Source organism: Klebsiella sp. ZJOU C1, from assembly GCF_035620215.1.
Classification (GTDB): Bacteria; Pseudomonadota; Gammaproteobacteria; order Enterobacterales; family Enterobacteriaceae; genus Klebsiella; species Klebsiella variicola.
This window is the reverse complement of sequence record NZ_CP141644.1, coordinates 25,643-49,523: the sequence shown is the minus strand read 5'-3', so window position 1 is coordinate 49,523 and position 23,881 is coordinate 25,643. Positions and strand designations below refer to the sequence as shown.

The window sequence follows — 23,881 nt, the reverse complement described above, 5'->3', positions numbered from 1 at the left end:
CAATGGCGACAAATTGTTACGATATAACATATCTTATCTGGGAAGCAAGCGTGACTGGCAAGCGCTTTTACCGCTGGAAAAATGTCCGGTATGATGAAAGAGGTGATGCGCTGAACGGAAGAATGATGGACAACGATATCAATCAACTTATTGATTCATTAATAAAAAAGCAGAATGGTATCGGCCGGGTCTATTTTGCCGGCGAGATGCGCTCGCCTGCTGAGCCGGTAGTGCAAGTTGATTTTCCCCGTCTGAACATCATCATCGATGGGCAGTTGCCCGACCGGGTACTCGGCGAAAACGCCAGCCCTCTTGAGGCGAACGACGTGCTTTATATCCCTGGCGATAGCTGGAACTGCCCGCAGTGGCAGGCGCCCTGCCTGCTGTTAAGTATCCTGTTCGATAAGCAGCGACTGGAGTGCTCGCTGCAGCACTGGAATGGCAAGGCGATAACCGTTGTCGAAAAGCGGCAGGTGCTGCGCCGCGGGCCGCGCGTCGGTTCATTTCTGCTGCAGGCGCTCAATGAGCTCCGGATGCAGCCGCAGGAGCAGCGAACCGCCCGCAGCATTGTCGTCAGCCTGCTCAGCCACTGCCATGACCTTCTCGGCAGCCAGGCGCAAACCTCCTCGCGCAGCCAGGCGCTGTTTGAGGCGATCCGCCAGTACATGGACGCCCATTATGCAGAGCCGCTGAGCCGGGAATCGGTGGCCCAGGCGTTCTATCTCTCCCCCAACTATCTTTCTCACCTGTTCCAGAAATGCGGGCCAATGGGCTTCAATGAATATCTGAACCATATTCGTCTTGAACAGGCCCGTATGCTGCTGAAGGGCCACGATATGAAAGTGAAAGATATCGCCCACGCCTGCGGCTTCGCCGACAGCAATTATTTCTGCCGCCTGTTTCGCAAAACCACCGAGCGCTCGCCGTCTGAATACCGCCGTCAGTATCATAGCCAGTTAACGGAAATATCTTCTCCGGCCAAAAACTAGATTTTTGTGTGTTAAACCTGACTTTTGTGCGCGCTTTTATTGCTGCACAACCCCACCATCGCCGATAAATGTGATCTAAATCATCCTTAATCGTGATGCGTACATTTATCCAGTTTTTGGCAAATTTGTCATCTGGCGGTCCTTCGAACGAAAGCCGTATGCTTACCTCAATGACAATATCGAATTAAGCATTGAGGAAAACACGATGGAACTCTATCTGGATACCGCCAACGTCGCCGAAGTGGAACGCCTGGCCCGCATCTACCCGCTGGCCGGGGTAACCACCAACCCGAGCATTATCGCCGCCGGTAAAACCCCGGTATGGGACGTGCTCCCACGCCTGCAGAAAGCCATCGGTCCGGAGGGCACCCTCTTCGCGCAGACCATGAGCCGCGATGCGCAGGGCATGGTGGAAGAAGCTAAACGCCTGAGCAACGCCGTGCCGGGCATCGTGGTTAAAATCCCGGTGACCGCCGAAGGCCTCGCCGCTATCAAAATGCTGAAGAAGGAAGGCATCCCGACTCTTGGCACCGCCGTCTACAGCGCTTCGCAAGGCCTGCTGGCCGCACTGGCCGGCGCAAAGTACGTCGCGCCTTACGTTAACCGCGTTGACGCCCAGGGCGGAGACGGCATCTGCATGGTGCAGGAGCTGCAATCTCTGCTGGAAATGCATGCGCCCGAGAGCAAAGTGCTGGCGGCGAGCTTCAAAACGCCCCGTCAGGCGCTGGATTGCCTGCTGGCCGGTTGCGAAGCCATCACCCTTCCATTAGATGTAGCGCAACAAATGCTCGGCACCCCTGCGGTAGAGTCAGCCATAGAGAAGTTTGAACAGGACTGGAATAACGCCTTTGGCACGCTGAACCTGTAACCGGACCTAAGAGTCGCCTGCGGGCGGCAGCACGGTCATCGAGGAGGAATCGAAATGGATCGCATTATTCAATCACCAGGCAAATACATTCAGGGCGCAGGCGCCATCAAGCGCCTCGGCGACTATCTGAAGCCGCTGGCCGAACGCTGGCTGGTAGTCGGCGATAAGTTCGTACTGGGGTTTGCGGAAGAGATGCTGCGTAAAAGCCTGGCCGACGCTGGCCTGGCGGCCGAAATTGCGCCGTTTGGTGGTGAGTGTTCGCATAATGAAATCAATCGCCTGCGCGATATCGCCGGCAGCGCGAAGTGCACCGCCGTGCTGGGGATCGGCGGTGGTAAAACGCTGGATACCGCAAAAGCATTGGCTCACTTTATGAATGTGCCGGTGGCGATCGCCCCCACCATCGCCTCTACCGATGCGCCGTGCAGCGCGCTCTCGGTGATTTACACCGACGAAGGGGAGTTCGACAGCTACCTGATGCTGCCGCACAACCCCAACATGGTCATTGTCGATACGCAGATTGTTGCCGGTGCGCCAGCTCGCCTGCTGGCCGCCGGGATTGGCGATGCGCTGGCCACCTGGTTCGAAGCCCGCGCCTGCTCCCGTAGCGGCGCCACCACCATGGCGGGTGGGAAATGCACTCAGGCGGCGCTGGCGCTGGCCGAGCTGTGCTACAACACCTTACTTGAAGAGGGTGAAAAAGCGATGCTGGCCGCCGAACAGCACGTGGTCACCCCGGCGCTGGAGCGAGTGGTGGAAGCCAACACCTACCTGAGCGGCGTCGGCTTTGAAAGCGGCGGCCTGGCGGCGGCGCACGCGATTCACAACGGCATGACGGCCATCCCTGACGCCCACCACTATTATCACGGGGAAAAAGTGGCGTTCGGTACCCTGACGCAGCTGGTGCTGGAAAATGCGCCGGTGGACGAAATAGAGACCGTCGCCGCGCTGTGCCACAGCGTTGGGCTGCCGATCACCCTGGCGCAGCTGGACATCAAAGGTGATATCCCGACCAAAATGCGCCTGGTGGCGGAAGCCGCCTGCGCTGAAGGCGAAACCATTCACAATATGCCGGGCGGCGTCGACTCAGACCAGGTCTACGCCGCGCTGTTGGTGGCCGACCAATACGGTCAGCGCTTCCTGCAGGAATGGGAATAACCCAGAGCAAAACACCCGGCATCAGCCGGGTGTTTTTTTATGTCTATCTGTCGAACGCGCCGCCTACTGACCGCGGAAACGGCAAGCACTCAGGCCGGACGCACGCCCAGCGTATGGCAGATGGCGTAGCTCATCTCGGCGCGGTTCAGGGTATAGAAGTGGAAGTCTTTTACCCCTTCCCGGCTTAAAATCTTCACCATGTCCATGGCGATATTCGCCCCCACCAGCTGACGGGTTTCGGCGTCGTTATCCAGCCCTTCGAACATTTTCGACATCCACACCGGGATACGGACGTTGGTCATATCCGCAAACTTTTTCGCCTGTTTAAAGTTGGAGACCGGCAGGATACCCGGAATGATTTCCACGTCGATGCCCGCCGAAACGCAGCGATCGCGAAAACGCAGGTAGCTTTCCACATCGAAGAAGAACTGGGTGATCGCGCGGTTGGCGCCCGCCTCGACTTTACGCTTCAGGTTCAGCAAATCCGCCTGTGCGCTTTTCGCTTCCGGATGCACTTCCGGATACGCGGCGACAGAGATATCGAAATCGCCCACCTCTTTCAGCAGCGTCACCAGATCGGCGGCATACATATCCGGTTTACCGCTGCCCGGCGGCAGGTCGCCGCGCAGGGCGACGATATGGCGAATACCGTTGTTCCAGTAATCCTGAGCGATAGTACGCAGCTCATCACGAGAGGCATCGATACAGGTCAGGTGCGGCGCTGCTTCCAGACCGGTTCGCTCTTTAATGCCTTTGATGATGCTGTGCGTGCGATCGCGCTCGCCAGAGTTCGCGCCATAGGTTACCGAAACAAACTTCGGTTTCAGACTGCTCAGGCGATCGATGGATTTCCACAGGGTTTGCTCCATTTCACTGGTGCGCGGCGGAAAGAATTCAAAAGACACATTAATCTGGCCCTGGACTTCCGCCAGGCTCTGATTCAGGGCTTCCCGCTGATTGGCGTGAAAAAAGCTCATACCTTACCTCATCAATCGCATGTAATGGCTGTTATATTGCGAACTTCTATACGTTTAGACGTCCAGATGTAAAAATGACGGAAAAGCGCGCGGGCGTCAATAGAAAAATCTGCGTAAAGAGTGAGGAATAGGCCTCTAAAATGAAAAAAATTCATCTTCCGACCAGAACTGATGCCGTGCAGGAAGAATTCGACCCGATGAAATTTGAAGCAGTTCAAAAAACCAACATCTCCCCATGATTGCCAGAGCGATTGTGATTGCAGCCGCTTATAGCTTGGTTCACATTAAGTAGAACGTTCTACTAGAACGTTCTACTTACGCAATAATGCTTATAAAATCTATTCGGGGATATCACCATGAGTCTGTGGTCAGGGTTCATAAAATCATTATCAAAACTGTCGATGATCGGCCGCGCCTTGATGCTGCCGATTTCGCTTCTCCCGGCCGCCGGCTTACTGTTGGCCTTCGGGGATAAATTCCATATGCCGCTAATGATGAACGCCGGCGGCATCATTTTTGATAACCTGCCAATGCTGTTCGCGATTGGTTCCGCTGTGGGGCTGGCATCAGAATCGGGCATCGCTGCGCTGTCGGCAGCCGTTTCCGTCTTTATCACCAACATCACCATCAGCACTGTGCTCGGCATTACCCCGGAGATGGCCTCTCAGGGCGGAAAATACGCCATGGTCGTTGGCATCCCGACGCTGCAGATGGGGGTTTTCGGCGGGCTTATCTGCGGTATTCTCGCGTCGTGGTGCTATAACCGCTTCCATGCGATGCAGTTGCCTGAATTCCTCGGTTTCTTCTCCGGTAAGCGCTTCGTGGCGATCGCCACGGCGTTTCTCTCGTTTATTCTCGGCCTGCTGTTGCCTTATGTCTGGCAACATATCCAGGCCGGTATCGACTCACTGTCGATGGTGGTGAATGGCGACAACCAGGCCGCATCGACCTTTATTTTCGGCCTCGTTGAACGGGCGCTGATCCCGCTGGGGCTGCACCACATCTGGTATCCGTCCTTCTGGTACTCTTTCGGCGATTACACCACCCAGGCAGGCCAGGTGATCCACGGCGACCAGACCATCTGGTTTAAGATGCTGGAAGAAGGGGTGAAATCCTTTAGCTCCGACAGCTACCAAAACGCCGGTAAATTTATGCAGGGGGAATTCCCGCTGATGCTGTTCGCGCTGCCGGCCGCCTGTCTGGCGATGTATCACGAAGCGCATACTAAGAATAAAAAAATCGCGGCCGGTATTCTGTTCTCCGCCGCGCTGACCTGTTTCCTGACCGGCATTACCGAGCCCGTAGAATTTACCTTTATCTTCGTGGCGCCGATCCTGTACGTCTTCAACGCCATCATGGCGGGGCTCTCGTACATGACGATGTATCTCCTGCATGCGCATATCGCTAAATCTTTCTCCGCAGGGCTTATCGACTATATCTCCTTCGGTATTCTGCCGTCGCTCAACGGCTATCAAACCCACTTCCTCAACGCGGTGATTGTTGGCGTGCCGATGGGGCTGATTTATTATTTCACCTTCCGCTTCGTTATCCGCCGTTTCGATGTGAAAACGCCGGGCCGCACCGATATCACGGTCACTGCCGACGATAAAACCGATGCGGAGCTGGCGACCGAGATCGTCAATCTTCTCGGCGGTTCACAAAATATCGATTCCGTCGGGGCCTGCATCACCCGCCTGCGCCTGGAAGTGGCTGAGCGCGATGCGGTTGATAAAGATGGCCTCAACGGCATCGGCGCGCGCGGGGTGGTCTTCGTCGGCGATAACGGCATCCAGATTATTTTTGGCGCCAGAGCGCAATTTATCGCACAAACCATGTCGGGGATGATTGGCAAATAACAAGAAGGTGTTATGGTGTGGAAATAGGCTTGCCGTGGGTAAGCCTATGTCTGCGATCTGACGGTTATACACGCGTTGTCATGGAGCGATTTTGAAGAAAGTCAGCATTATAGATGTGGCGAAACTGGCCGGCGTCTCCGTTTCGACGGTCTCGCTGGTATTACGTCAGAAAGGGAAGATCTCCGACGCGACCATCGAAAAAGTCAACGCGGCCATCCAGGAACTTGGCTATGTGCATAACGTTGCCGCCGCTAATCTCCGCGCCAACACCACCAACCTGATCGGCCTGATCCTGCGCGACTTCAACGACAGCTTTTCCATCAAGGTGATGGCGAATATCGTCCAGGAGCTCGAAAAGCAGGGCTATATGGTCATTCTCGGCCAGCCGCGCGACGATCATGACTATCTGGCCCGCTGCCTGCTGTCGTTTAAACAGCAGGGCGTCGCCGGCGTGATATATCTTGATGCCGACACCACCAGCAATGCGTTGCCCGAGGCCTTACAGGCATGTCCGCTGCCGCTGGTCGCGGTCTCGCAAACGCTGCTCACCGGCCACCATGATCAGGTGGTCCGCGATAACCGCCAGGCCGCCAGCATCGCCACCCGTTATCTGATTGAGCGCGGCCATCGCTACATTGCCTACATCGGCGGACAGGATAACGACCTGATCCGTCAGCAGCGGCTGCTTGGCTTATTCAGCACACTGGAGAAGAACGGCATGACGGTGCGGGAAGAATTTGCCCCCGCCTGCAGCGACAACACCCAGGCCGCCAGTATCGCCACCCGCCAGCTGCTGGAAAAAAATAATGCCATTACCGCCCTGCTGTGCCACTCGCCTGATGCAATGATTGGCTGCCTCAGCGGCATTCATCAGGTTGGACGCACGGTGGGAAAAGATGTCTTTCTCACTCAGCAGGTGGCGCTGGTGGGTTTCGAAGACATGATGCACGTGAATTTAACCTCGCCATCCTTCACTTACGTCTCTTCCGCCAGCGAAGAGACAGGACGTCAGGTTGCCTCGCTCATTATCCGCAAGATCAAAGAACCTGCCCTGCCGACCCAGCGCATTACCCTTTCCGGACAGCTGGTGGCTCGAGAGTCAGCCTGAGGCTAGCGCGTCGTCAGATGGTCATCCAGCAGAGGAAGCCATTGCTGCACGGATTCTGCCTGGTGAGGCGCATAGACCACGCCAAGGCTTAACGGCATGCTGTCGCCTTCAGCGACAGGACAGAACACCACCCCCTGACGCTGGATCGCGGAAAAGGACGCCGGCAGCAGGATCATGCCTTCGCCACGCGCAATTCGCGCCAGCAGCACATCATGTTCGGCAGGCTCTTCCACGTAAGCGGGGGTATAACCAGCCCGGTCGAAAATACGTCGCGTGTAGTCAAAGAAATCGGGATTGCGCTCGCGTTTAAACCAGAACAGCGGCCGATGATTGAGCGCGCGTAGCGTTAACGCTGGTCTGGCGGCTTCCGGCCAGGAGACAGGCAATGCCGCGATGAGCGGCTCCTGATACGGCAAAGGATGCAGGTGCAGCCCTTCAGTATTCAGCGGCAGCGCGACCAGCGCCACATCGAGTTTGCCTTTGCGTACCTGCTGAGCCAGTGCCGGTGAGGCGTGGCGGGTAATATGCAACGTGCGGGTATGATCGCTCAGCGCAGATTCAACGGCGGCGAAAATGCCCTGTTCAAAGGCGGTGGTCAATCCCAGACGCAAGGGCTGCGGCGAGTGAGCGGAGAGCTGGCTCAATGCCGCCAGCGTGCGTTCCTGGAGCACCAGCAGAGGTCGAATCATCTCCAGCACCTCTCTTCCCGCGTCGGTCAGGATCAAGCCTTTGCTGTGGCGCTGAAACAGCGTCACCCCCAGCTGCGCTTCCAGATGGCGGATATGGCGGGTCAGCGGCGGCTGCGAGATAAATAACCGCTGCGCCGCCCGGCTGATGTTATTTTCCTCCGCCACCACGGCAAAGGCGCGCAGCAGGCGAATATCCAGGGAATGTAATCGCGAAGTTGTCATACTGAAAAGGTATCACGAAAAGGGTATTACTCAAGTCCGGCACACTTCCCTACCCTTCCTCTCAACGCTTCATCACAGAGAGGAAAAAATGATGTCCAGCGAACGTTATATCACCGGTCAGGAAATGCTGCAGCGGGTGGATGGCCACGGCGGGGAAGCCGTCGTCGACAGCCTGCAGGATATCGCCCCCGATTTCGCCCGCTATCTGATTGAGTTCCCCTTCGGCGATATTTACGCCAGGCCAGGGCTCGACTTACGCAGCCGGGAAATAGCCACTATTGCCGCGCTCACCGCGCTGGGTAACGCCGCGCCGCAGCTGAAAGTACATATTGCCGCGGGATTAAATGTCGGTCTGACGCAAGAGGAGATTACGGAAGTGATCATGCAGATGGCGGTCTACGCCGGATTCCCGGCGGCGCTCAACGGCCTGTTTGCCGCTAAAGCGGTTTTTGCGGCGCACTAACAAAAAAGACCAGGCAGCGCCTGGTCTTTTTCTCGGAACTACAGCAGCTGCGCCAGACGGTTAATATCCGACTGGATCGCCCCGGCGGTCACATCGCGCCCGGCGCCGGGCCCGCGGATCACCAGCGGGTTATCGCGATACCAGCGGCTTTCGATGGCGAACACGTTATCGCACGGCAGCAGCGCCGCCAGCGGGTGCTCTTCGCGTACCGCTTCCACGCCGACGCGTGCTTTGCCGTTAGCATCAAAGCGCGCCACGTAGCGGAGCACCAGCCCCATCTCGCGGGCCGCTTCCAGACGCTGCAGCATTTGCTCGTTCAGCTCTTCGCCATTTTCAAAGAAGTGATCGACCGACCCCTCTTCGCAGTGTGCAGGGACCAGTGATTCCACACGGACCTGATCCGGTTCGATGTCATAACCCGCTTCCCGCGCGAGGATCACCAGCTTACGCATCACATCCTTACCGGACAGATCGACGCGCGGATCCGGCTCGGTCAGCCCCTGCTGCCAGGCCTGGTCCACCAGGTCGGTGAATGGCACGGTGCCATCAAACTGCAGGAACAACCAGGAGAGCGTTCCCGAGAAGATACCGCTCAGGCCGAGGATGGTGTCGCCGCTGTCGATCAGATCGCGCACCGTATGGTTCACCGGCAAACCCGCGCCAACGGTAGCGTTATACAGCCAGTGGCGACCCGTCTTCTCAAACGCGTCGTGGATCTGGCGATATTTATCACTGCTGCTGGCGCCCGCCAGCTTGTTGGCGCTGATCACATGGAAACCATGGCTGGCGAAATCAAGGTACTGGTCGGCCAGCTGTTCGCTGGCGGTGACGTCCAGCACCACTAAATCATCGTACGGATGCGCGCGCATCCACAGGAACAGCGACTCTTCATCCTGTTCCACCGCTTCATCGTTGAAGAAGGCCAGCGCCCGGCTGGCATCCAGCCCGTCGTAGTTCAGCAGGCTGCGTTTACTGTCGACTACGCCGGCGAGAACAAACTCGAAGCCAGTACGCGCCGACAAGGTGGTTTGTTCGCGGGCAAACAGCTCCAGCCAGCGGGAGCCAATGTTCCCCTTGCCGAACAGCATCAGGCCAATACGCTTCTCTGCACGAAACAAGGTCTGATGCAGCCCCTGGATCAGGCTTTCCGTTGGTCCGGCGCGCAACACGGCTACCAGACTGATCCCCTCTTCGGACTGCCAGGTGAACTCCACCGGTTGCCCTTTCAGTTGCTGCCAGAAACGATGGCAGTGCAGTGGGTTACGGGTGACACCCGCGCCCACCATCGCCACCAGCGCCAGCTTCTGACGCAGACGCAGCTCGCCCGGCAGACCCGCTTCATCGAGCAGCTTCAGCGCGCTGTCGGCGACCTCGGAGGTATAGCAGAACTGCAGCAGCTTACGGTCGGCATGGACGCCAACGGCTAACGGGCGCAGCTGGGCGCGTTTGAGCAGGGCGTCCAGCTCTTTATGCGCCAGTTTGAAATCATGGCTGGCCGGCACCTGGAACTCCACCAGACAGACGTCATCATGGCTGGTGACAATCCGCGCGCCAGTACCCGAAGCCAGCACGCGCTCAATGCGCGTAGAACCCTGTTCCGGCGTATAGCTGCAACGTAACTGCAGATCGATATCGCTGGCGGACACCGGCTGCAGCGTGCGGGCGTGGAGCACTGGAGCGGCCAGACGCGCCAGCTCGCTGGCTTCATCCAGACGCAGCAGCGGCAGCAGACAGGCATCTTTGACCTTACGCGGATCCGCGCTGTACACCCCGGCGACATCACTCCAGATGGTGACGCGAGAGGCGCCCGCCAGCGCGCCGATCTGCGTGGCGGAGTAGTCAGACCCGTTACGGCCCAGCAGGACGGTTTCCCCGGCCTGGTTGCGGGAGATAAAGCCGGTCACCACCAGACGCTTATTCGGATGTTGCGCCATCAGCTGTTGCAGCAGTGGATAAGATAATCCTTCATCCACCTGCGGCTGCGCGGCGCGTTCCGCACGCAGGAAAGCGCGAGCATCCAGCCAGGCCGCTTCCATACCCAGTTGGTTAAGGACCGCCGCCATCAGGCGTGCGGACCAGACTTCACCATGGCCGACCACTTCCGCATAAACCGCTTCGGTAACCCCGCCATCAAGCAGCCCTGCCAGACGCTCAAGGTCATGGATGAAGGCGGCAATTAACGTGTCAGCCGCCGCCGGCTCCACCAGACCGCCAATCAGCTCGGTCTGATAACGGCGAAGCGACTGCTGAACCTGATGCGCAGCAAGGCGATCGCTCTGGCTAAGTTTAAGCCAGCTGATCAGCTGGTTGGTGGTGCTGCCAGCGGCGGAGACAACCATCATGTCGCCCGCCTGCGAATATTCCTTCATGATCCCCGCGACGCGCAGGTAACATTTCGCATCCGCTAAACTACTCCCACCAAATTTGTGCAGCTGACGACCCTTCGCCCCTGCCTGCGCAATCACACTCATTTTTATTCCTCGTTTGCTGCCCGGAAGCCATTTTCCAGGTCGGCAATTAAATCTTCACCATCTTCAATACCGGTTGAAATACGCAGAAGCGTTTCTGAAATTCCGGCGGCGGCACGCGCTTCAGGCGCCATGCCGGCATGCGTCATCGTTGCCGCATGGGAAATCAGGCTTTCAACGCCCCCCAGCGATTCCGCCAGTGTAAACAGCGACAGCCCGCTCAGGAAACGGCGCAGCGTCTGCTCGTCACCGTCCAGCTCGAAGCTTAACATTGCGCCAAAACCTTTTTGCTGACGCGCCGCAATTTCATGCCCCTGGTTTTCCGGCAGCGACGGATGATACAGCTTTTTCACCAGCGGCTGGGTTTTCAGATACTCAACAATCGCCAGGGCATTACGCTGCGCCACCTCCATACGCGGAGACAGCGTCCGCAGACCGCGCAGCAGCAAATAGCTGTCGAACGCGCCGCCGGTGACGCCAATATTATTCGCCCACCATGCCAGTTCGGTGACAGTCGCCGGATCGTTGGCAATCACCACCCCGGCCACCACATCGGAGTGGCCATTCAGGTATTTAGTACAGGAATGCAACACCAGATCGGCACCCAGCGCCAGCGGGTTTTGCAGCGCCGGGCTCAGGAAGGTGTTGTCCACCACGCTCACCGCGCCTGCCTCACGCGCCAGACCACAGATTTTCGCAATATCCACCACCCGCAGCAATGGATTACTTGGGCTTTCGACCAGCACCAGCTTCGGTTTTTCCGCCAACGCCGCCCGCAGCGCCTGCTCATCATTTTGATCGACGAACTGGACGCGATAACAGCCGCGCTTCGCCAGGCTGTCGAACAGACGGTAGCTGCCGCCGTAGCAGTCGTGCGGCGCCACCAGCAGATCGCCCGGCTTAAGGAACACCGTCGTCACCAGCAGGATCGCCGACATACCGGTATTGGTCAGCACCGCGCCGGCGCCACCTTCCAGCTCCGCTAAGGCGCGCTGCACCACATCACGCGTCGGGTTGCCGCGGCGGGAGTAGTCGTGGGCGCGAGGTTCATTAAAGCCGGTGAAGTTATAGGTACTGGAAAGGTGGATCGGCGGGACAACGCAACCGTACTGCTCGTCGTCATTTAAACCGCTACGCACTGCGATGGTGGCCTGTTTACGCGTCATGTTGGGAAGTTCCTGGGCTGAATCGGTGAAAAGTCAGGCTCCAGAGTAAACATTGTCACAATAGACGTCAATACATCTGGACATCTAAACTTCTTTGCGTATAGATTGAGCAAAGTGCAAATAGCCGTTAAAATTATATGCATTAGCGCACGTCGGTAGCGGCTTATCTCATGTTAGAAAGCGCGCTCATACGGTAAACTACGCGCAATTATAGCCCGGGCGGAATATTCTGGCCCTTCACTAATAAACAGAGGATTAAGGTATCTCATGGCTGAATGGAGCGGCGAATATATCAGCCCATACGCTGAGCACGGTAAGAAGAGTGAGCAAGTAAAGAAAATTACGGTTTCCATTCCTCTGAAGGTGTTAAAAATCCTCACCGATGAACGCACGCGTCGTCAGGTGAACAACCTGCGTCACGCGACCAACAGCGAGCTGCTGTGCGAAGCGTTCCTGCATGCCTTTACCGGACAACCGTTGCCTAACGATGAAGACCTGCGTAAAGAGCGCAGCGATGAGATCCCGGAAGCGGCGAAAGAGATTATGCGTGAACTGGGGATCGACCCGGATACGTGGGAATACTGAGTTGATAAAAAGGGCGGAAGCAATTTTCCGCCCTTTTTTGTGTCCCGCCCAGGCTGGCGAGAGGCACAAAAAAGCCGCCCTGAGGCGGCTTCTTCTGGCAACTTACTTGCTGCCCGGGATGCTGAAGCGCTTGTTGAAGCGGTCAACACGGCCACCGGTAGCAACATCACGCTGTTTGCCGGTGAAGAACGGGTGGCATTTACCGCACACGTCGAGGTTCAGGTCGTGACCAACGGTGGAACGGATTTTCATGACATTACCGCAAGAACAGGTAGCAGTAATTTCTTCGTATTTTGGGTGAATACCTTTTTTCATGGGAGAACCTCAGTTAAGGCCGCGTCGCTCTTCCAGCCCTAACGCCAGACACCACGCGATATTAATAATTTCCCGTCGTCTTCCACGCTGCTGACAGCGCGAAGCGTACGGTAATGGTCAATCTCCAATGCGGTATAAAGTGCATTGAAGGCGGCGAATCATACAGAATTTGACCAGCATATGCAAACTGATCCGCGCCGCCTTATCGTAATGTGTATACTATCCCGCCAGATTTCAAGTCAGGAAGATGACATGCCCGTCGCCCACGTTGCCCTACCCGTTCCGCTACCGCGCACCTTTGACTATCTGCTGCCTGATGGCATGACGGTCAAAGCGGGCTGTCGGGTGCGGGTGCCGTTCGGCAAACAGGAGCGGATCGGCATTGTCGCGGCGGTGAGCGAGCGCAGCGAGCTGCCGCTGGATGAACTCAAACCGGTCGCCGAAACGCTGGACGACGAGCCGGTCTTCTCTGGCACCGTCTGGCGACTGCTGATGTGGGCGGCTGAGTATTACCATCATCCGATTGGCGATGTGCTATTCCATGCGCTGCCCATTCTGCTGCGCCAGGGCAAACCCGCCAGCGCGACGCCGCTGTGGTACTGGTTCGCCACCGAGCAGGGGCAGGCTGTCGACCTCAACGGTCTGAAACGCTCCCCAAAGCAGCAGCAGGCGCTGGCGGCGCTGCGCCAGGGAAAGATCTGGCGTCATCAGGTTAGCGAACTGGAATTTAATGAAGCGGCGCTGCAGGCGCTGCGTGGCAAAGGGCTGGCGGAGCTGGCCTGTGAAGCGCCCGTCCTCACCGACTGGCGCAGCACGTATTCGGTTGCCGGCGAGCGCCTGCGTCTGAATACCGAACAGGCCACCGCCGTCGGGGCGATCCACAGCGCTGCCGATCGCTTCTCCGCCTGGCTACTGGCAGGCATCACAGGCTCAGGGAAAACGGAAGTCTACTTGAGCGTGCTGGAGAATGTACTGGCGCAGGGGCGCCAGGCGCTGGTGATGGTGCCGGAGATCGGCCTGACGCCGCAAACTATCGCCCGTTTTCGCCAGCGCTTTAATGCGCCGGTGGAAGTGCTGCACTCCGGACTCAATGACAGCGAACGTCTCTCGGCCTGGCTGAAGGCGAAAAACGGCGAAGCGGCCATTGTGATAGGCACTCGCTCCTCGCTGTTTACGCCGTTTAAAGATCTCGGCGTCATCGTCATCGACGAAGAGCATGACAGCTCCTACAAACAGCAGGAAGGCTGGCGCTACCACGCCCGCGACCTGGCGGTATGGCGCGCTCACAGCGAACAGATCCCGATTATTCTCGGCTCGGCGACGCCGGCGCTGGAGACCCTGCACAACGTCCGCCAGGGCAAATATCGGCAGTTAACCTTAAGCAAACGCGCGGGCAACGCGCGTCCAGCCCAGCAGCACGTGCTCGACCTGAAAGGACAGGTGCTGCAGGCGGGTCTGTCACCCGCGCTGATCAACCGCATGCGCCAGCATCTGCAGGCGGATAACCAGGTGATCCTGTTTCTTAACCGCCGCGGCTTTGCGCCGGCGCTGCTGTGCCACGACTGCGGCTGGATCGCGGAGTGCCCGCGCTGCGACAGCTACTATACGTTGCACCAGGCGCAGCACCATCTGCGCTGCCACCATTGCGACAGTCAGCGCCCTGTCCCGCGCCAGTGCCCTTCCTGCGGTTCCACACATCTGGTGCCGGTGGGTATCGGCACCGAGCAACTGGAGCAGTCCCTGACGCCGCTGTTCCCTGGCGTGCCTATCTCGCGTATCGACCGCGATACCACCAGCCGTAAAGGGGCGCTTGAGGAACATCTCGCCGCAGTCCACCGCGGCGGCGCGCGCATTTTGATCGGCACCCAAATGCTGGCCAAAGGCCACCACTTTCCGGACGTGACCCTCGTCTCCCTGCTGGACGTCGACGGGGCGCTATTTTCCGCTGATTTCCGCTCCGCAGAGCGTTTCGCTCAGCTCTATACCCAGGTCTCCGGACGAGCGGGCCGGGCAGGAAAACAGGGCGAAGTGATCCTGCAAACCCACCATCCGGAGCATCCTCTGCTGCAGACCCTGCTGTATAAAGGCTACGACGCCTTTGCCGAGCAGGCGCTGGCCGAACGCCAGACGATGCAGCTACCGCCGTGGACCAGTCACGTGTTGATACGTGCTGAAGACCATAACAACCAGCAGGCGCCGCTTTTTTTACAGCAGTTACGTAATCTCTTGCAGGCCAGCCCGCTGGCCGACGATAAACTGTGGGTGCTCGGTCCGGTTCCGGCGCTGGCGCCGAAGCGCGGCGGCCGCTGGCGCTGGCAAATATTACTGCAGCACCCTTCGCGGGTGCGCCTGCAGCACATCGTTAGCGGTACGCTGGCGTTAATCAATACGCTACCGGAGGCGAGAAAAGTGAAATGGGTGCTGGATGTCGATCCTATTGAAGGGTAAGGCTTCTCTTGCGAGCCGGATCGAAAAATTCAACAAGCATCACGTTTTTCATGAAAATTCTGTAACTCACTGCCGCGACTATCTGATAAAAATGATGCAGCAGTTAGCGCGCAAGGGAAATGTCAGCGCCATTCAGCGAGGAGAAACCAGGTGAAGCCCAAAAAACAAGTGGTTGCCGCCACCATGAAAGACGTCGCCCTCAAGGCAAACGTTTCCACGGCAACCGTGTCCCGAGCGTTGATGAACCCTGATAAGGTGTCGCAAGCCACCCGTAACCGGGTCGAGCAGGCGGCGCTGGAAGTCGGCTATTTACCGCAGTCGCTCGGGCGAAATATGAAGCGCAACGAATCGCGGACGATCCTCGTGATCGTGCCGGATATCTGCGATCCCTTTTTTAGTGAAGTCATCCGCGGAATTGAAGTCACGGCCGCCGAGCACGGTTATCTGGTGTTAATCGGCGATTGCGCCCACCAGAACCAGAAAGAAAAAACCTTTATCGACCTTATTATCACCAAGCAGATCGACGGTATGGTGCTGCTCAGCTCGCGCCTGCCATTCGACGCCAGCGTGGAAGAGCAGCGCAATTTGCCGCCGATGGTCATGTCGAACGAATTCGCGCCGGAGCTGGAGCTGCCCACCGTCCACATCGATAACCTGACGGCGGCCTTTAACGCGGTGAACTATCTCCACGAACTGGGACACCAGCGTATTGGCTGTATCGCTGGCCCGGAAGATATGCCGCTGTGCCATTATCGTCTGCAGGGTTACGTGCAGGCGCTGCGTCGCAGTGGCATCACCGTCGATCCGCACTATATCGCTCGCGGCAACTTTACTTTCGAAGCCGGCGCCAATGCGCTGGAACAACTGCTGGCGCAACCTGTGCCGCCCACCGCGGTCTTCTGCCATAGTGATGTGATGGCGCTGGGCGCCTTGTCGCTGGCGAAACGCCGCGGCCTGAAGGTGCCGGACGACCTGTCGATTGTCGGCTTCGATAACATCGCGTTGTCTGAATTTTGCGATCCGCCGTTGACTACCGTTTCACAGCCGCGTTTTGATATCGGCCGTGAAGGAATGCTGCTATTACTTGAGCAAATGCAGGGTCATAATGTGAACAGCGGCTCACGTCTGCTCGATTGCGAACTGATCGTTCGCGGCAGTACGCAAAAAATCAGACGATAACCATCAGGCTTTCGGGCCTGCTCTTCTGGTCAAAGGCCCGCCGCTTAAGTAACATGGCGGGCTGACGAACAAATATAAGACAGCGAAACGATAGTGGCACAACGAGATTATGTACGCCGCAGCCAACCGGCTTCTTCGCGGCGCAAAAAGAGCACTACCCGAAGCTCAAGGAATAAGCAAAGCAGCCTTCCGGCGATTTCACCGGCGATGGTGGCGATCGCGGCGGCGGTGCTGGTGGCCTTTATCGGTGGACTTTATTTCATTACGCACCATAAGAAAGAAGAAGCGGAAGCGATGCAAAATCGCCAGGCCGCCGGTAACGGCTTGCCGCCAAAACCGGAAGAGCGCTGGCGCTATATCAAAGAGCTGGAAAGCCGCCAGCCTGGCGTCCGCGCGCCGACCGAACCGACCGCCGGTGGCGAGGTGATGAAACCGGAACAGCTGACCGACGAGCAGCGCCAGCTGCTCGCCCAGATGCAGGCCGATATGCGCCAGCAGCCGACCCAGCTGACCGAAGTGCCGTGGAACGAACAAACCCCGGCACAGCGCCAGCAGACGCTGCAGCGTCAGCGTTTAGCACAGCAGCAACAGCAGGCGCAACAGCAGCAGTGGGCGCAAACTCAGCCGCAGGCCGTGCAGCAGCAGCCGCGCGTCCAGCAGCCGAAGCCGGTGCAACAGCAACAGCCGAAGCAGACCGCGTCGAACCAGCAGCCGTACCAGGATCTGCTGCAGACGCCGGCGCATACCAATACCACGCAGCCACGTACGCAGGCCGCCGCGCCGGTAACCCGCGTGGAGGAAGCGCCGAAAGCCGCCGAGAAGAAAGACGATCGTAGCTGGATGATCCAGTGCGGCTCCTTTAAAGGCGCCGAGCAGGCCGAAACCGTCCGCGCTCAGCTGGCTTTTGAAGGGTTTGCTTCACATATCACCACCAACAACGGCTGGAACCGCGTAGTCATTGGCCCGCTGAAAGGCAAAGAAAGCGCCAACGAGATGATCACCCGTCTGAAGATGGCCGGACACGCGAACTGCATTCGTCTCGCCGCCAGGGGTTGAAACCCTCAAAATCCCCCCCATCTATAATTGCATTCGGCCCCGCGGACAGCGCGGGGCCCCTGTTCCGCTTTTGCAACCAAGGGGTCTGCTCGTGACTACAATTGTAAGTGTTCGCCGTAACGGCCATGTTGTTATTGCCGGTGATGGCCAGGCCACGCTGGGCAACACCGTGATGAAGGGCAACGTGAAGAAAGTGCGTCGTCTGTATAACGACAAAGTGATTGCCGGTTTTGCTGGCGGCACCGCTGACGCCTTCACGCTGTTCGAACTGTTTGAACGTAAACTGGAAATGCACCAGGGCCATCTGGTGAAGGCCGCCGTTGAGCTGGCTAAAGACTGGCGAACCGATCGGATGTTGCGCAAGCTGGAAGCGCTGCTGGCCGTCGCGGACGAAAACGCGTCGCTTATCATCACCGGTAACGGCGACGTGGTACAGCCAGAAAACGATTTGATTGCTATCGGCTCCGGCGGTCCTTACGCCCAGGCCGCGGCCCGCGCGCTGTTGGAAAACACCGATATGGGCGCGCGCGACATCGCCGAGAAAGCGTTGGATATTGCAGGTGATATCTGCATCTATACCAACCATTTCCACACCATCGAAGAATTACCTTCTAAAGCGTAAGGATCTCCCATGTCTGAAATGACCCCACGCGAAATTGTCAGCGAACTGGACAAACACATTATCGGCCAGGACGCCGCCAAGCGTTCTGTTGCTATCGCCCTGCGTAACCGCTGGCGCCGGATGCAGCTTAACGAAGAGCTGCGTCATGAAGTCACGCCGAAAAACATTCTGATGATCGGCCCAACCGGCGTCGGTAAAACCGAGATTGCCCGTCGTCTGGCGAAACTGGCCAACGCGCCGTTTATTAAAGTTGAAGCGACCAAGTTCACCGAAGTGGGCTATGTTGGTAAAGAAGTGGACTCGATTATCCGCGATCTGACCGATGCGGCGATCAAAATGGTTCGCATGCAGTCCATCGATAAAAACCGTTACCGCGCGGAAGAGCTGGCGGAAGAGCGCGTACTTGACGTGCTGATCCCACCGGCGAAAAACAACTGGGGCCAGGCTGAACAGCCGCAGGAACCCTCTGCTGCGCGCCAGGCGTTCCGCAAGAAACTGCGTGAAGGCCAGCTGGACGATAAAGAGATTGAAATCGATCTCGCTGCGGCGCCGATGGGCGTTGAAATCATGTCCCCTCCGGGCATGGAAGAGATGACCAGCCAGCTGCAGTCCATGTTCCAGAACCTCGGCGGTCAGAAGCAGAAACCGCGTAAGCTGAAAATCAAAGACGCGATGAAGCTGCTGATTGAAGAAGAAGCGGCCAAGCTGGTCAACCCGGAAGAGCTGAAGCAGGAAGCCATCGACGCTGTAGAACAGCACGGTATCGTCTTTATCGACGAAATCGACAAAATCTGTAAGCGCGGCGGCAACTCCTCCGGCCCGGACGTGTCTCGCGAAGGCGTACAGCGCGACCTGCTGCCGCTGGTTGAAGGCTGCACCGTCTCCACCAAGCACGGGATGGTTAAGACCGACCACATTCTGTTTATCGCCTCCGGCGCGTTCCAGGTGGCCAGTCCGTCCGATCTGATCCCTGAGCTGCAGGGGCGTCTGCCGATCCGCGTTGAGCTGAAAGCGCTGACCACCCATGACTTCGAGCGCATCCTGACCGAGCCGAATGCCTCCATCACCGTGCAGTATAAAGCGCTGATGGCGACCGAAGGGGTGAATATCGAATTCACCGAAGACGGTATCAAGCGTATCGCCCAGGCCGCGTGGCAGGTAAACGAAACCACCGAGAACATCGGTGCGCGTCGCCTGCACACCGTGCTGGAGCGTCTGGTGGAAGATATTTCCTATGATGCCAGCGAGATGAACGGCCAGACCGTCATTATCGATGCCGAATATGTGAGTAAACACCTGGATGTTCTGGTGGCAGATGAAGATCTGAGCCGTTTTATCCTATAATCCGGTGCAATGCATTTTCATCACTGTTGATGGGGGCTATAGCCCCCATTTTTATTGGCTAAAATAACTATGACTGATATCAGCCGTTCTCGGGCGTGGCTGGAAAGCCTGCGTCCTAAAACGTTACCGCTGGCGTTTGCCGCGATTATTGTTGGCACCACCCTTGCCTGGCAGCAGGGCCATTTTGATCCCTGGGTTGCTCTGCTGGCGCTGATCACCGCTGGCTTGCTGCAAATTCTTTCTAACCTGGCGAATGACTATGGCGACGCGGTCAAAGGGAGCGATAAACCCGATCGCATCGGGCCGCTGCGCGGCATGCAGAAAGGGGTGATTACCCCCCAGCAGATGAAGCGCGCTCTCATCGTCACCGTCGCGCTGATCTGTCTGTTTGGTCTGGCGCTGCTGTGCGCCGCCTGGCAGAGTGTCGGCGATTTTATCGGCTTCCTTGTGCTGGGTGGCCTGTCCATCGTGGCCGCCATCACCTACACGGTGGGCACCCGCCCCTATGGATATATTGGCCTGGGTGATATCTCGGTACTCATTTTCTTCGGCTGGTTGAGCGTCCTTGGCAGCTGGTATCTGCAAGCGCACAATGTGGAAGCGGCCATTTTTCTGCCGGCGACGGCCTGCGGTCTGCTGGCGACCGCCGTGCTGAACATCAATAATCTGCGGGATATTGATAGCGACCGGCAGAACGGGAAGAACACCCTCGCCGTGCGCCTGGGCCCGGTCAATGCCCGCCGCTATCATGCCTGCCTGCTGTTCGGCGCCCTGCTGTGTCTGGCGCTGTTTAATCTGCTGGCGCTGCATTCAGCCTGGGGCTGGCTGTTTATTCTCGCCACGCCGCTGCTGGTGAAACAGGCGCGCTACGTCCTGCGCGAATCCGATCCGCTGGCGATGCGGCCAATGCTCGAAAAGACGGTCAAAGGGGCCTTACTGACCAACCTGCTGTTTGTTATCGGAATTATTGCCAGTAAGCTAATGGCTTAACTGACAAATATCAATTAACAATTGATGATTTTGCCAACAATGGGATTCGCGGGATATACTAAAAACTCTCGCAGCAACTGAACGTTAAGCCTATGAAATACGATACTTCCGAGCTTTGTGACATCTACCAGGAAGATGTCAACGTCGTGGAACCGCTGTTCTCTAACTTTGGAGGACGGTCGTCGTTTGGTGGACAAATCATTACGGTAAAATGTTTCGAGGATAACGGGTTGCTCTATGATCTGCTCGAGCAGAACGGCCGTGGTCATATTCTCCTGATCGACGGCGGCGGCTCAGTACGACGCGCGTTAATTGACGCCGACCTGGCGCGTCTGGCCGTACAGAATGAATGGGAAGGGTTAGTGGTCTATGGCGCGGTGCGCCAGGTTGACGACCTTGAGGAGCTGGACATCGGCATCCAGGCGCTGGCGGCTATTCCGGTCGGCGCGGCTGGCGAAGGCATCGGCGAAAGCGACGTGCGCGTCAATTTCGGCGGGGTGACCTTCTTCTCCGGCGACCATCTGTATGCCGATAACACCGGGATGATCCTGTCGGAAGACCCGCTGGATATCGAATAAACCCTCCGCCATAAAAAAGGCCTTCTCCATGAGAAGGCCTTTTGTTTATCCGACGCGCAACTTAGTACAGTTTCTTCGCGCAATCCAGCCAGTCGTTCTTGAACGGACGCTTCATGTTCTCGATGGCATCGATGATGTCGTGGTGCACCAGCTTCTCGTTCTGGATGCCGACGCAACGGCCGCCATGGCCTTGCAGCAGCAGCTCAATTGCATAGGCGCCCATGCGGGAAGCCAGGATGCGGTCGTAAGGAACCGGGGAACCGCCGCGTTGAATGTGGCCGAGGACGGTGGCGCGAGTTTCACGCCCGGTTTCTTTCTCGATGTAGCTTGCCAGCTCGTCAACGTCGCACATGTGCTCGGTGATCGCCACGATAGCGTGTTTCTTACCTTTCGCGATACCGGCTTTGATTTCGGCCACCAGATCGTCACGGGTGTATTCCACTTCCGGCACCATGATGAACTCACAGCCGCCGGCAATCGCCGCCGCCAGGGTCAGGTCGCCGCAGTAACGGCCCATCACTTCCACCACGGAGATGCGCTGGTGTGAAGAAGAGGTGTCGCGCAGACGGTCAATCGCTTCCACCACGGTGCTCAGGGCGGTGAAAAAGCCGATGGTGTAGTCAGTGCCTTTGATATCGTTGTCGATGGTGCCCGGCAGACCGATGCACGGGAAGCCCATCTCGGTCAGGCGCATTGCCCCCATATAGGATCCGTCACCACCGATAACCACCAGCGCATCCAGGCCGCGCTTCTTCATGTTTTCGATAGCCACAGCGCGAATGTGTTCTTCGCGGAATTCCGGGAAGCGAGCGGAGCCCAGGAAGGTGCCGCCGCGGTTGATCATGTCGGAAACGCTGTAACGGTCGAGCTGAACCATACGGTCTTCATACAATCCGAGGTAACCGTCATAGATTCCAAAAACTTCCAGACCTTCCGTTAATGCCGCGCGCACAACGCCACGAATTGCTGCGTTCATGCCCGGCGCATCACCGCCACTTGTCAACACACCGATTTTCTTAATCATGACTACCTCTGAACTTAGGAAGCAAAAAATAATTCTGTTGCCTGAAGCGCTCCCTCACCAGGAGTGCACGACGCTAATGACAATAGTATATCAAACGCCTCAAGCTGAATTGATTCAGGTCAGACCAAACGGCGGTAATTTATACAAAAAATGCCGATCTGCCCCACATTTTTACATCGAGTTTACAGACTATAACCTAACGCTCAAAAAAGCCCTGCTGCGCCGCTGGCACCACAGAACTGGGATCCTGATGGATAATGACATCGGAACCCGGGAAACGGCGCAGAATCGCCTGCTCCACCTGGTCTGCAATCACGTGGGCTTGCACCAGCGGGAGGTTATCTTCCATTTCCAAATGAATCTGAATAAAGCGGGTCGGCCCTGACTGCCGCGTTCGTAGATCGTGCGCCCCGCGGATGCCGGGCCATGCGGTCACGATGGTGATAATGTCCTGACGCTCCTCGTCAGGCAAGGCGCGGTCGAGTAGTGACTGAACCGCCTCATAGCCCATCCGCAGCGCGCTATATAAAATATAGATGCCAATTCCTAAGGCAAACAACGCATCGGCGCGATGCCAGCCGTACCAGGAAAGGCCCAGCGCCACCAGAATAGCGCCGTTCATCATAACATCAGACTGATAATGAAGCATATCCGCCCGCACCGCCTGGCTCTGGGTTTTTCGCACCACCCAGCGCTGGAAGGTCACCAGCGCCAGCGTGCTGAACAGGGCGATCAACGTGACGACGACCCCGACGCCAGCGGCCTGCAGCGGCTCCGGACGCACCAGGTGCTGGATGCCGGTGAGAAACAGAAACAACGCCGAGCCGGAGATAAACATGCTTTGCGCCAGCGCCGCCAGCGATTCCGCTTTGCCATGGCCAAAGGTATGTTCTTCATCAGCAGGTTGCAGCGAATAGCGAACCACCAGCAGGTTGGTCAGCGAGGCGGCAATATCCACCAGCGAATCCACCAGCGCAGCCAGAATACTGACTGAACCGGTATACCACCACGCAAAAATTTTGATCAAAAGTAACGCGGAGGCCATGGCCGTCGCGGCGATAGCGGCGCGGCTGACCAACCGGCCATAAGATTGATTCATATAGGCTCCTTCTCCTGCAATGCGCTTAGTATAACCTGAACTTGTGACGCTCACGGGATACGCGAAGAAGTTGATTTGCCGAAAAAAGGGCAAAAAAAACCCCCACATCATGTGGGGGAAGACAGGGATGGTGTCTATGGCAAGGAAAACAGGGTTTGTTACTGGGGTTGCAGGGTGTTGCTACTACTCGAAAGCATCATTGCTGAGCCTTTCTGCATCCTTGCAACCTCACGCAACTGATCCATACGTTGCTGGTGCTTAGCATTTAAAACCGCTTGCTGCTCTGGCGTAAGCAGGTGGTACATCTGGTTGCGGACCTTAGCCATTTCAACCTGGCGAGCAACCTGTTCCTGCGCCATCTTTTCTGCCTGAGCGCGCACAGCGTTTTCATCAAAATTTTCTGCGGTGACAAGGCGATGCATTGTCTCCATTTCGCTAACATTAACGGGGAGCCTGTCGTGGCGTGCCCGTTGCATAAGATCCCGTAACTGCTGACGTTGCTGCTCGGTTAAACTTATGCCGTCAAACATATGGCTCTGGCTACCGCGCTGTCCCCCTTCGTCTCCGGGGAGCCAGTTAACGCTGGTAACGACTTCAGCGGCCTGGCTATATGCACTTAGCGCCAGCGTTGAGGCCATGACGGCAGCGATAACATTGCGCATCACATACTCCCAAAA

The 23,881-nt window shown here is 57.4% G+C and carries 22 protein-coding genes; 14 read left to right on the top strand and 8 right to left on the bottom strand.

The window, feature by feature from the left end:
- Positions 1-2 precede the first annotated feature (2 nt).
- The 3 genes from SPE70_RS00245 to gldA all read left to right on the top strand — a co-directional run bounded on the left by SPE70_RS00245 (position 3) and on the right by gldA (position 3,015).
- Complete coding sequence (locus SPE70_RS00245) at positions 3-989, top strand: helix-turn-helix domain-containing protein (protein ID WP_164078901.1); 987 nt, start codon at positions 3-5, stop codon at positions 987-989.
- Between the two features lie 205 nt (positions 990-1,194).
- Positions 1,195-1,857: a fructose-6-phosphate aldolase gene (fsa, locus tag SPE70_RS00240; protein WP_040970709.1), complete on the top strand. Its 663-nt coding sequence runs from the start codon at positions 1,195-1,197 to the stop codon at positions 1,855-1,857.
- Between the two features lie 54 nt (positions 1,858-1,911).
- Positions 1,912-3,015 (top strand): bifunctional L-1,2-propanediol dehydrogenase/glycerol dehydrogenase, encoded by a 1,104-nt coding sequence (gene gldA, locus SPE70_RS00235; RefSeq protein WP_016162055.1) that lies wholly within the window; start codon positions 1,912-1,914, stop codon positions 3,013-3,015.
- A gap of 89 nt (positions 3,016-3,104) precedes the next feature.
- On the opposite strand, the gene metF is transcribed toward gldA, so the two are convergent.
- A complete protein-coding gene (gene metF / locus SPE70_RS00230; protein WP_002882952.1) occupies positions 3,105-3,992 on the bottom strand; it encodes a methylenetetrahydrofolate reductase in 888 nt (295 codons plus the stop codon).
- A 356-nt stretch (positions 3,993-4,348) separates the two neighbouring features.
- Between metF and SPE70_RS00225 the strand changes: the two genes are divergently transcribed.
- On the top strand, positions 4,349-5,848 hold the full coding sequence (locus SPE70_RS00225) for a PTS transporter subunit EIIC (RefSeq protein ID WP_032736927.1): 1,500 nt from the start codon (positions 4,349-4,351) through the stop codon (positions 5,846-5,848).
- 91 nt (positions 5,849-5,939) lie between these two features.
- The gene (locus tag SPE70_RS00220; protein ID WP_032731553.1) at positions 5,940-6,956 is read left to right on the top strand and encodes a substrate-binding domain-containing protein; all 1,017 of its coding nucleotides are present in this window, start codon (positions 5,940-5,942) and stop codon (positions 6,954-6,956) included.
- Positions 6,957-6,958: 2 nt separating this feature from the next.
- On the opposite strand, the gene SPE70_RS00215 is transcribed toward SPE70_RS00220, so the two are convergent.
- Positions 6,959-7,867 (bottom strand): LysR family transcriptional regulator, encoded by a 909-nt coding sequence (locus tag SPE70_RS00215; protein WP_064170665.1) that lies wholly within the window; start codon positions 7,865-7,867, stop codon positions 6,959-6,961.
- A gap of 91 nt (positions 7,868-7,958) precedes the next feature.
- Between SPE70_RS00215 and SPE70_RS00210 the strand changes: the two genes are divergently transcribed.
- Positions 7,959-8,330 (top strand): carboxymuconolactone decarboxylase family protein, encoded by a 372-nt coding sequence (locus SPE70_RS00210; RefSeq protein ID WP_008807865.1) that lies wholly within the window; start codon positions 7,959-7,961, stop codon positions 8,328-8,330.
- A gap of 38 nt (positions 8,331-8,368) precedes the next feature.
- Here SPE70_RS00210 and SPE70_RS00205 read toward each other — a convergent pair whose 3' ends face one another.
- Complete coding sequence (locus tag SPE70_RS00205) at positions 8,369-10,801, bottom strand: bifunctional aspartate kinase/homoserine dehydrogenase II (RefSeq protein ID WP_008807866.1); 2,433 nt, start codon at positions 10,799-10,801, stop codon at positions 8,369-8,371.
- 2 nt (positions 10,802-10,803) lie between these two features.
- Complete coding sequence (gene metB / locus SPE70_RS00200; protein WP_008807867.1) at positions 10,804-11,964, bottom strand: cystathionine gamma-synthase; 1,161 nt, start codon at positions 11,962-11,964, stop codon at positions 10,804-10,806.
- Positions 11,965-12,231: 267 nt separating this feature from the next.
- Between metB and metJ the strand changes: the two genes are divergently transcribed.
- Positions 12,232-12,549: a met regulon transcriptional regulator MetJ gene (gene metJ, locus SPE70_RS00195; RefSeq protein WP_004107547.1), complete on the top strand. Its 318-nt coding sequence runs from the start codon at positions 12,232-12,234 to the stop codon at positions 12,547-12,549.
- A gap of 102 nt (positions 12,550-12,651) precedes the next feature.
- Here the strand turns inward: metJ and rpmE are convergent, their stop codons facing one another.
- On the bottom strand, positions 12,652-12,864 hold the full coding sequence (rpmE, locus tag SPE70_RS00190; protein WP_008807868.1) for a 50S ribosomal protein L31: 213 nt from the start codon (positions 12,862-12,864) through the stop codon (positions 12,652-12,654).
- 252 nt (positions 12,865-13,116) lie between these two features.
- Between rpmE and priA the strand changes: the two genes are divergently transcribed.
- From priA to rraA, 7 genes are all read left to right on the top strand, one after another.
- Entirely contained in the window at positions 13,117-15,312 is a 2,196-nt protein-coding gene (gene priA, locus SPE70_RS00185) for a primosomal protein N' (protein ID WP_063106414.1), read from the top strand.
- A 150-nt stretch (positions 15,313-15,462) separates the two neighbouring features.
- Positions 15,463-16,491 carry a DNA-binding transcriptional regulator CytR gene (gene cytR / locus SPE70_RS00180; RefSeq protein ID WP_002882921.1) on the top strand — a complete coding sequence of 343 codons (1,029 nt, stop codon included), beginning with the start codon at positions 15,463-15,465 and terminating at the stop codon, positions 16,489-16,491.
- A gap of 93 nt (positions 16,492-16,584) precedes the next feature.
- Positions 16,585-17,547 (top strand): cell division protein FtsN, encoded by a 963-nt coding sequence (ftsN, locus tag SPE70_RS00175; RefSeq protein WP_071599441.1) that lies wholly within the window; start codon positions 16,585-16,587, stop codon positions 17,545-17,547.
- 91 nt (positions 17,548-17,638) lie between these two features.
- Positions 17,639-18,169 (top strand): ATP-dependent protease subunit HslV, encoded by a 531-nt coding sequence (gene hslV, locus SPE70_RS00170; RefSeq protein ID WP_002882918.1) that lies wholly within the window; start codon positions 17,639-17,641, stop codon positions 18,167-18,169.
- Positions 18,170-18,178: 9 nt separating this feature from the next.
- The gene (gene hslU / locus SPE70_RS00165) at positions 18,179-19,513 is read left to right on the top strand and encodes an HslU--HslV peptidase ATPase subunit (protein WP_008807871.1); all 1,335 of its coding nucleotides are present in this window, start codon (positions 18,179-18,181) and stop codon (positions 19,511-19,513) included.
- A gap of 69 nt (positions 19,514-19,582) precedes the next feature.
- Entirely contained in the window at positions 19,583-20,503 is a 921-nt protein-coding gene (menA, locus tag SPE70_RS00160) for a 1,4-dihydroxy-2-naphthoate polyprenyltransferase (protein ID WP_048963694.1), read from the top strand.
- 92 nt (positions 20,504-20,595) lie between these two features.
- Positions 20,596-21,081, top strand: coding sequence for a ribonuclease E activity regulator RraA (rraA, locus tag SPE70_RS00155; RefSeq protein WP_002882913.1), 486 nt, complete (start codon positions 20,596-20,598; stop codon positions 21,079-21,081).
- A 61-nt stretch (positions 21,082-21,142) separates the two neighbouring features.
- On the opposite strand, the gene pfkA is transcribed toward rraA, so the two are convergent.
- The 3 genes from pfkA to cpxP all read right to left on the bottom strand — a co-directional run bounded on the left by pfkA (position 21,143) and on the right by cpxP (position 23,866).
- Entirely contained in the window at positions 21,143-22,105 is a 963-nt protein-coding gene (gene pfkA / locus SPE70_RS00150) for a 6-phosphofructokinase (protein ID WP_002882911.1), read from the bottom strand.
- 196 nt (positions 22,106-22,301) lie between these two features.
- Positions 22,302-23,204, bottom strand: coding sequence for a CDF family cation-efflux transporter FieF (gene fieF, locus SPE70_RS00145; RefSeq protein WP_008807873.1), 903 nt, complete (start codon positions 23,202-23,204; stop codon positions 22,302-22,304).
- A 158-nt stretch (positions 23,205-23,362) separates the two neighbouring features.
- Complete coding sequence (cpxP, locus tag SPE70_RS00140) at positions 23,363-23,866, bottom strand: cell-envelope stress modulator CpxP (RefSeq protein WP_004178004.1); 504 nt, start codon at positions 23,864-23,866, stop codon at positions 23,363-23,365.
- Positions 23,867-23,881: the final 15 nt, after the last annotated feature.

Coding starts and splice junctions, on each gene's coding strand:
- SPE70_RS00205 (WP_008807866.1), bottom strand. CDS start 10,801: ATGAGTGTGATTGCGCAGGCAGGGGCGAAGGGTCGTCAGCTGCACAAA.
- SPE70_RS00245 (WP_164078901.1), top strand. CDS start 3: ATGGCGACAAATTGTTACGATATAACATATCTTATCTGGGAAGCAAGC.
- rraA (WP_002882913.1), top strand. CDS start 20,596: ATGAAATACGATACTTCCGAGCTTTGTGACATCTACCAGGAAGATGTC.
- gldA (WP_016162055.1), top strand. CDS start 1,912: ATGGATCGCATTATTCAATCACCAGGCAAATACATTCAGGGCGCAGGC.
- hslU (WP_008807871.1), top strand. CDS start 18,179: ATGTCTGAAATGACCCCACGCGAAATTGTCAGCGAACTGGACAAACAC.
- metF (WP_002882952.1), bottom strand. CDS start 3,992: ATGAGCTTTTTTCACGCCAATCAGCGGGAAGCCCTGAATCAGAGCCTG.
- rpmE (WP_008807868.1), bottom strand. CDS start 12,864: ATGAAAAAAGGTATTCACCCAAAATACGAAGAAATTACTGCTACCTGT.
- metJ (WP_004107547.1), top strand. CDS start 12,232: ATGGCTGAATGGAGCGGCGAATATATCAGCCCATACGCTGAGCACGGT.
- priA (WP_063106414.1), top strand. CDS start 13,117: ATGCCCGTCGCCCACGTTGCCCTACCCGTTCCGCTACCGCGCACCTTT.
- cpxP (WP_004178004.1), bottom strand. CDS start 23,866: ATGCGCAATGTTATCGCTGCCGTCATGGCCTCAACGCTGGCGCTAAGT.
- metB (WP_008807867.1), bottom strand. CDS start 11,964: ATGACGCGTAAACAGGCCACCATCGCAGTGCGTAGCGGTTTAAATGAC.
- SPE70_RS00215 (WP_064170665.1), bottom strand. CDS start 7,867: ATGACAACTTCGCGATTACATTCCCTGGATATTCGCCTGCTGCGCGCC.
- fsa (WP_040970709.1), top strand. CDS start 1,195: ATGGAACTCTATCTGGATACCGCCAACGTCGCCGAAGTGGAACGCCTG.
- pfkA (WP_002882911.1), bottom strand. CDS start 22,105: ATGATTAAGAAAATCGGTGTGTTGACAAGTGGCGGTGATGCGCCGGGC.
- SPE70_RS00210 (WP_008807865.1), top strand. CDS start 7,959: ATGTCCAGCGAACGTTATATCACCGGTCAGGAAATGCTGCAGCGGGTG.
- SPE70_RS00225 (WP_032736927.1), top strand. CDS start 4,349: ATGAGTCTGTGGTCAGGGTTCATAAAATCATTATCAAAACTGTCGATG.
- fieF (WP_008807873.1), bottom strand. CDS start 23,204: ATGAATCAATCTTATGGCCGGTTGGTCAGCCGCGCCGCTATCGCCGCG.
- menA (WP_048963694.1), top strand. CDS start 19,583: ATGACTGATATCAGCCGTTCTCGGGCGTGGCTGGAAAGCCTGCGTCCT.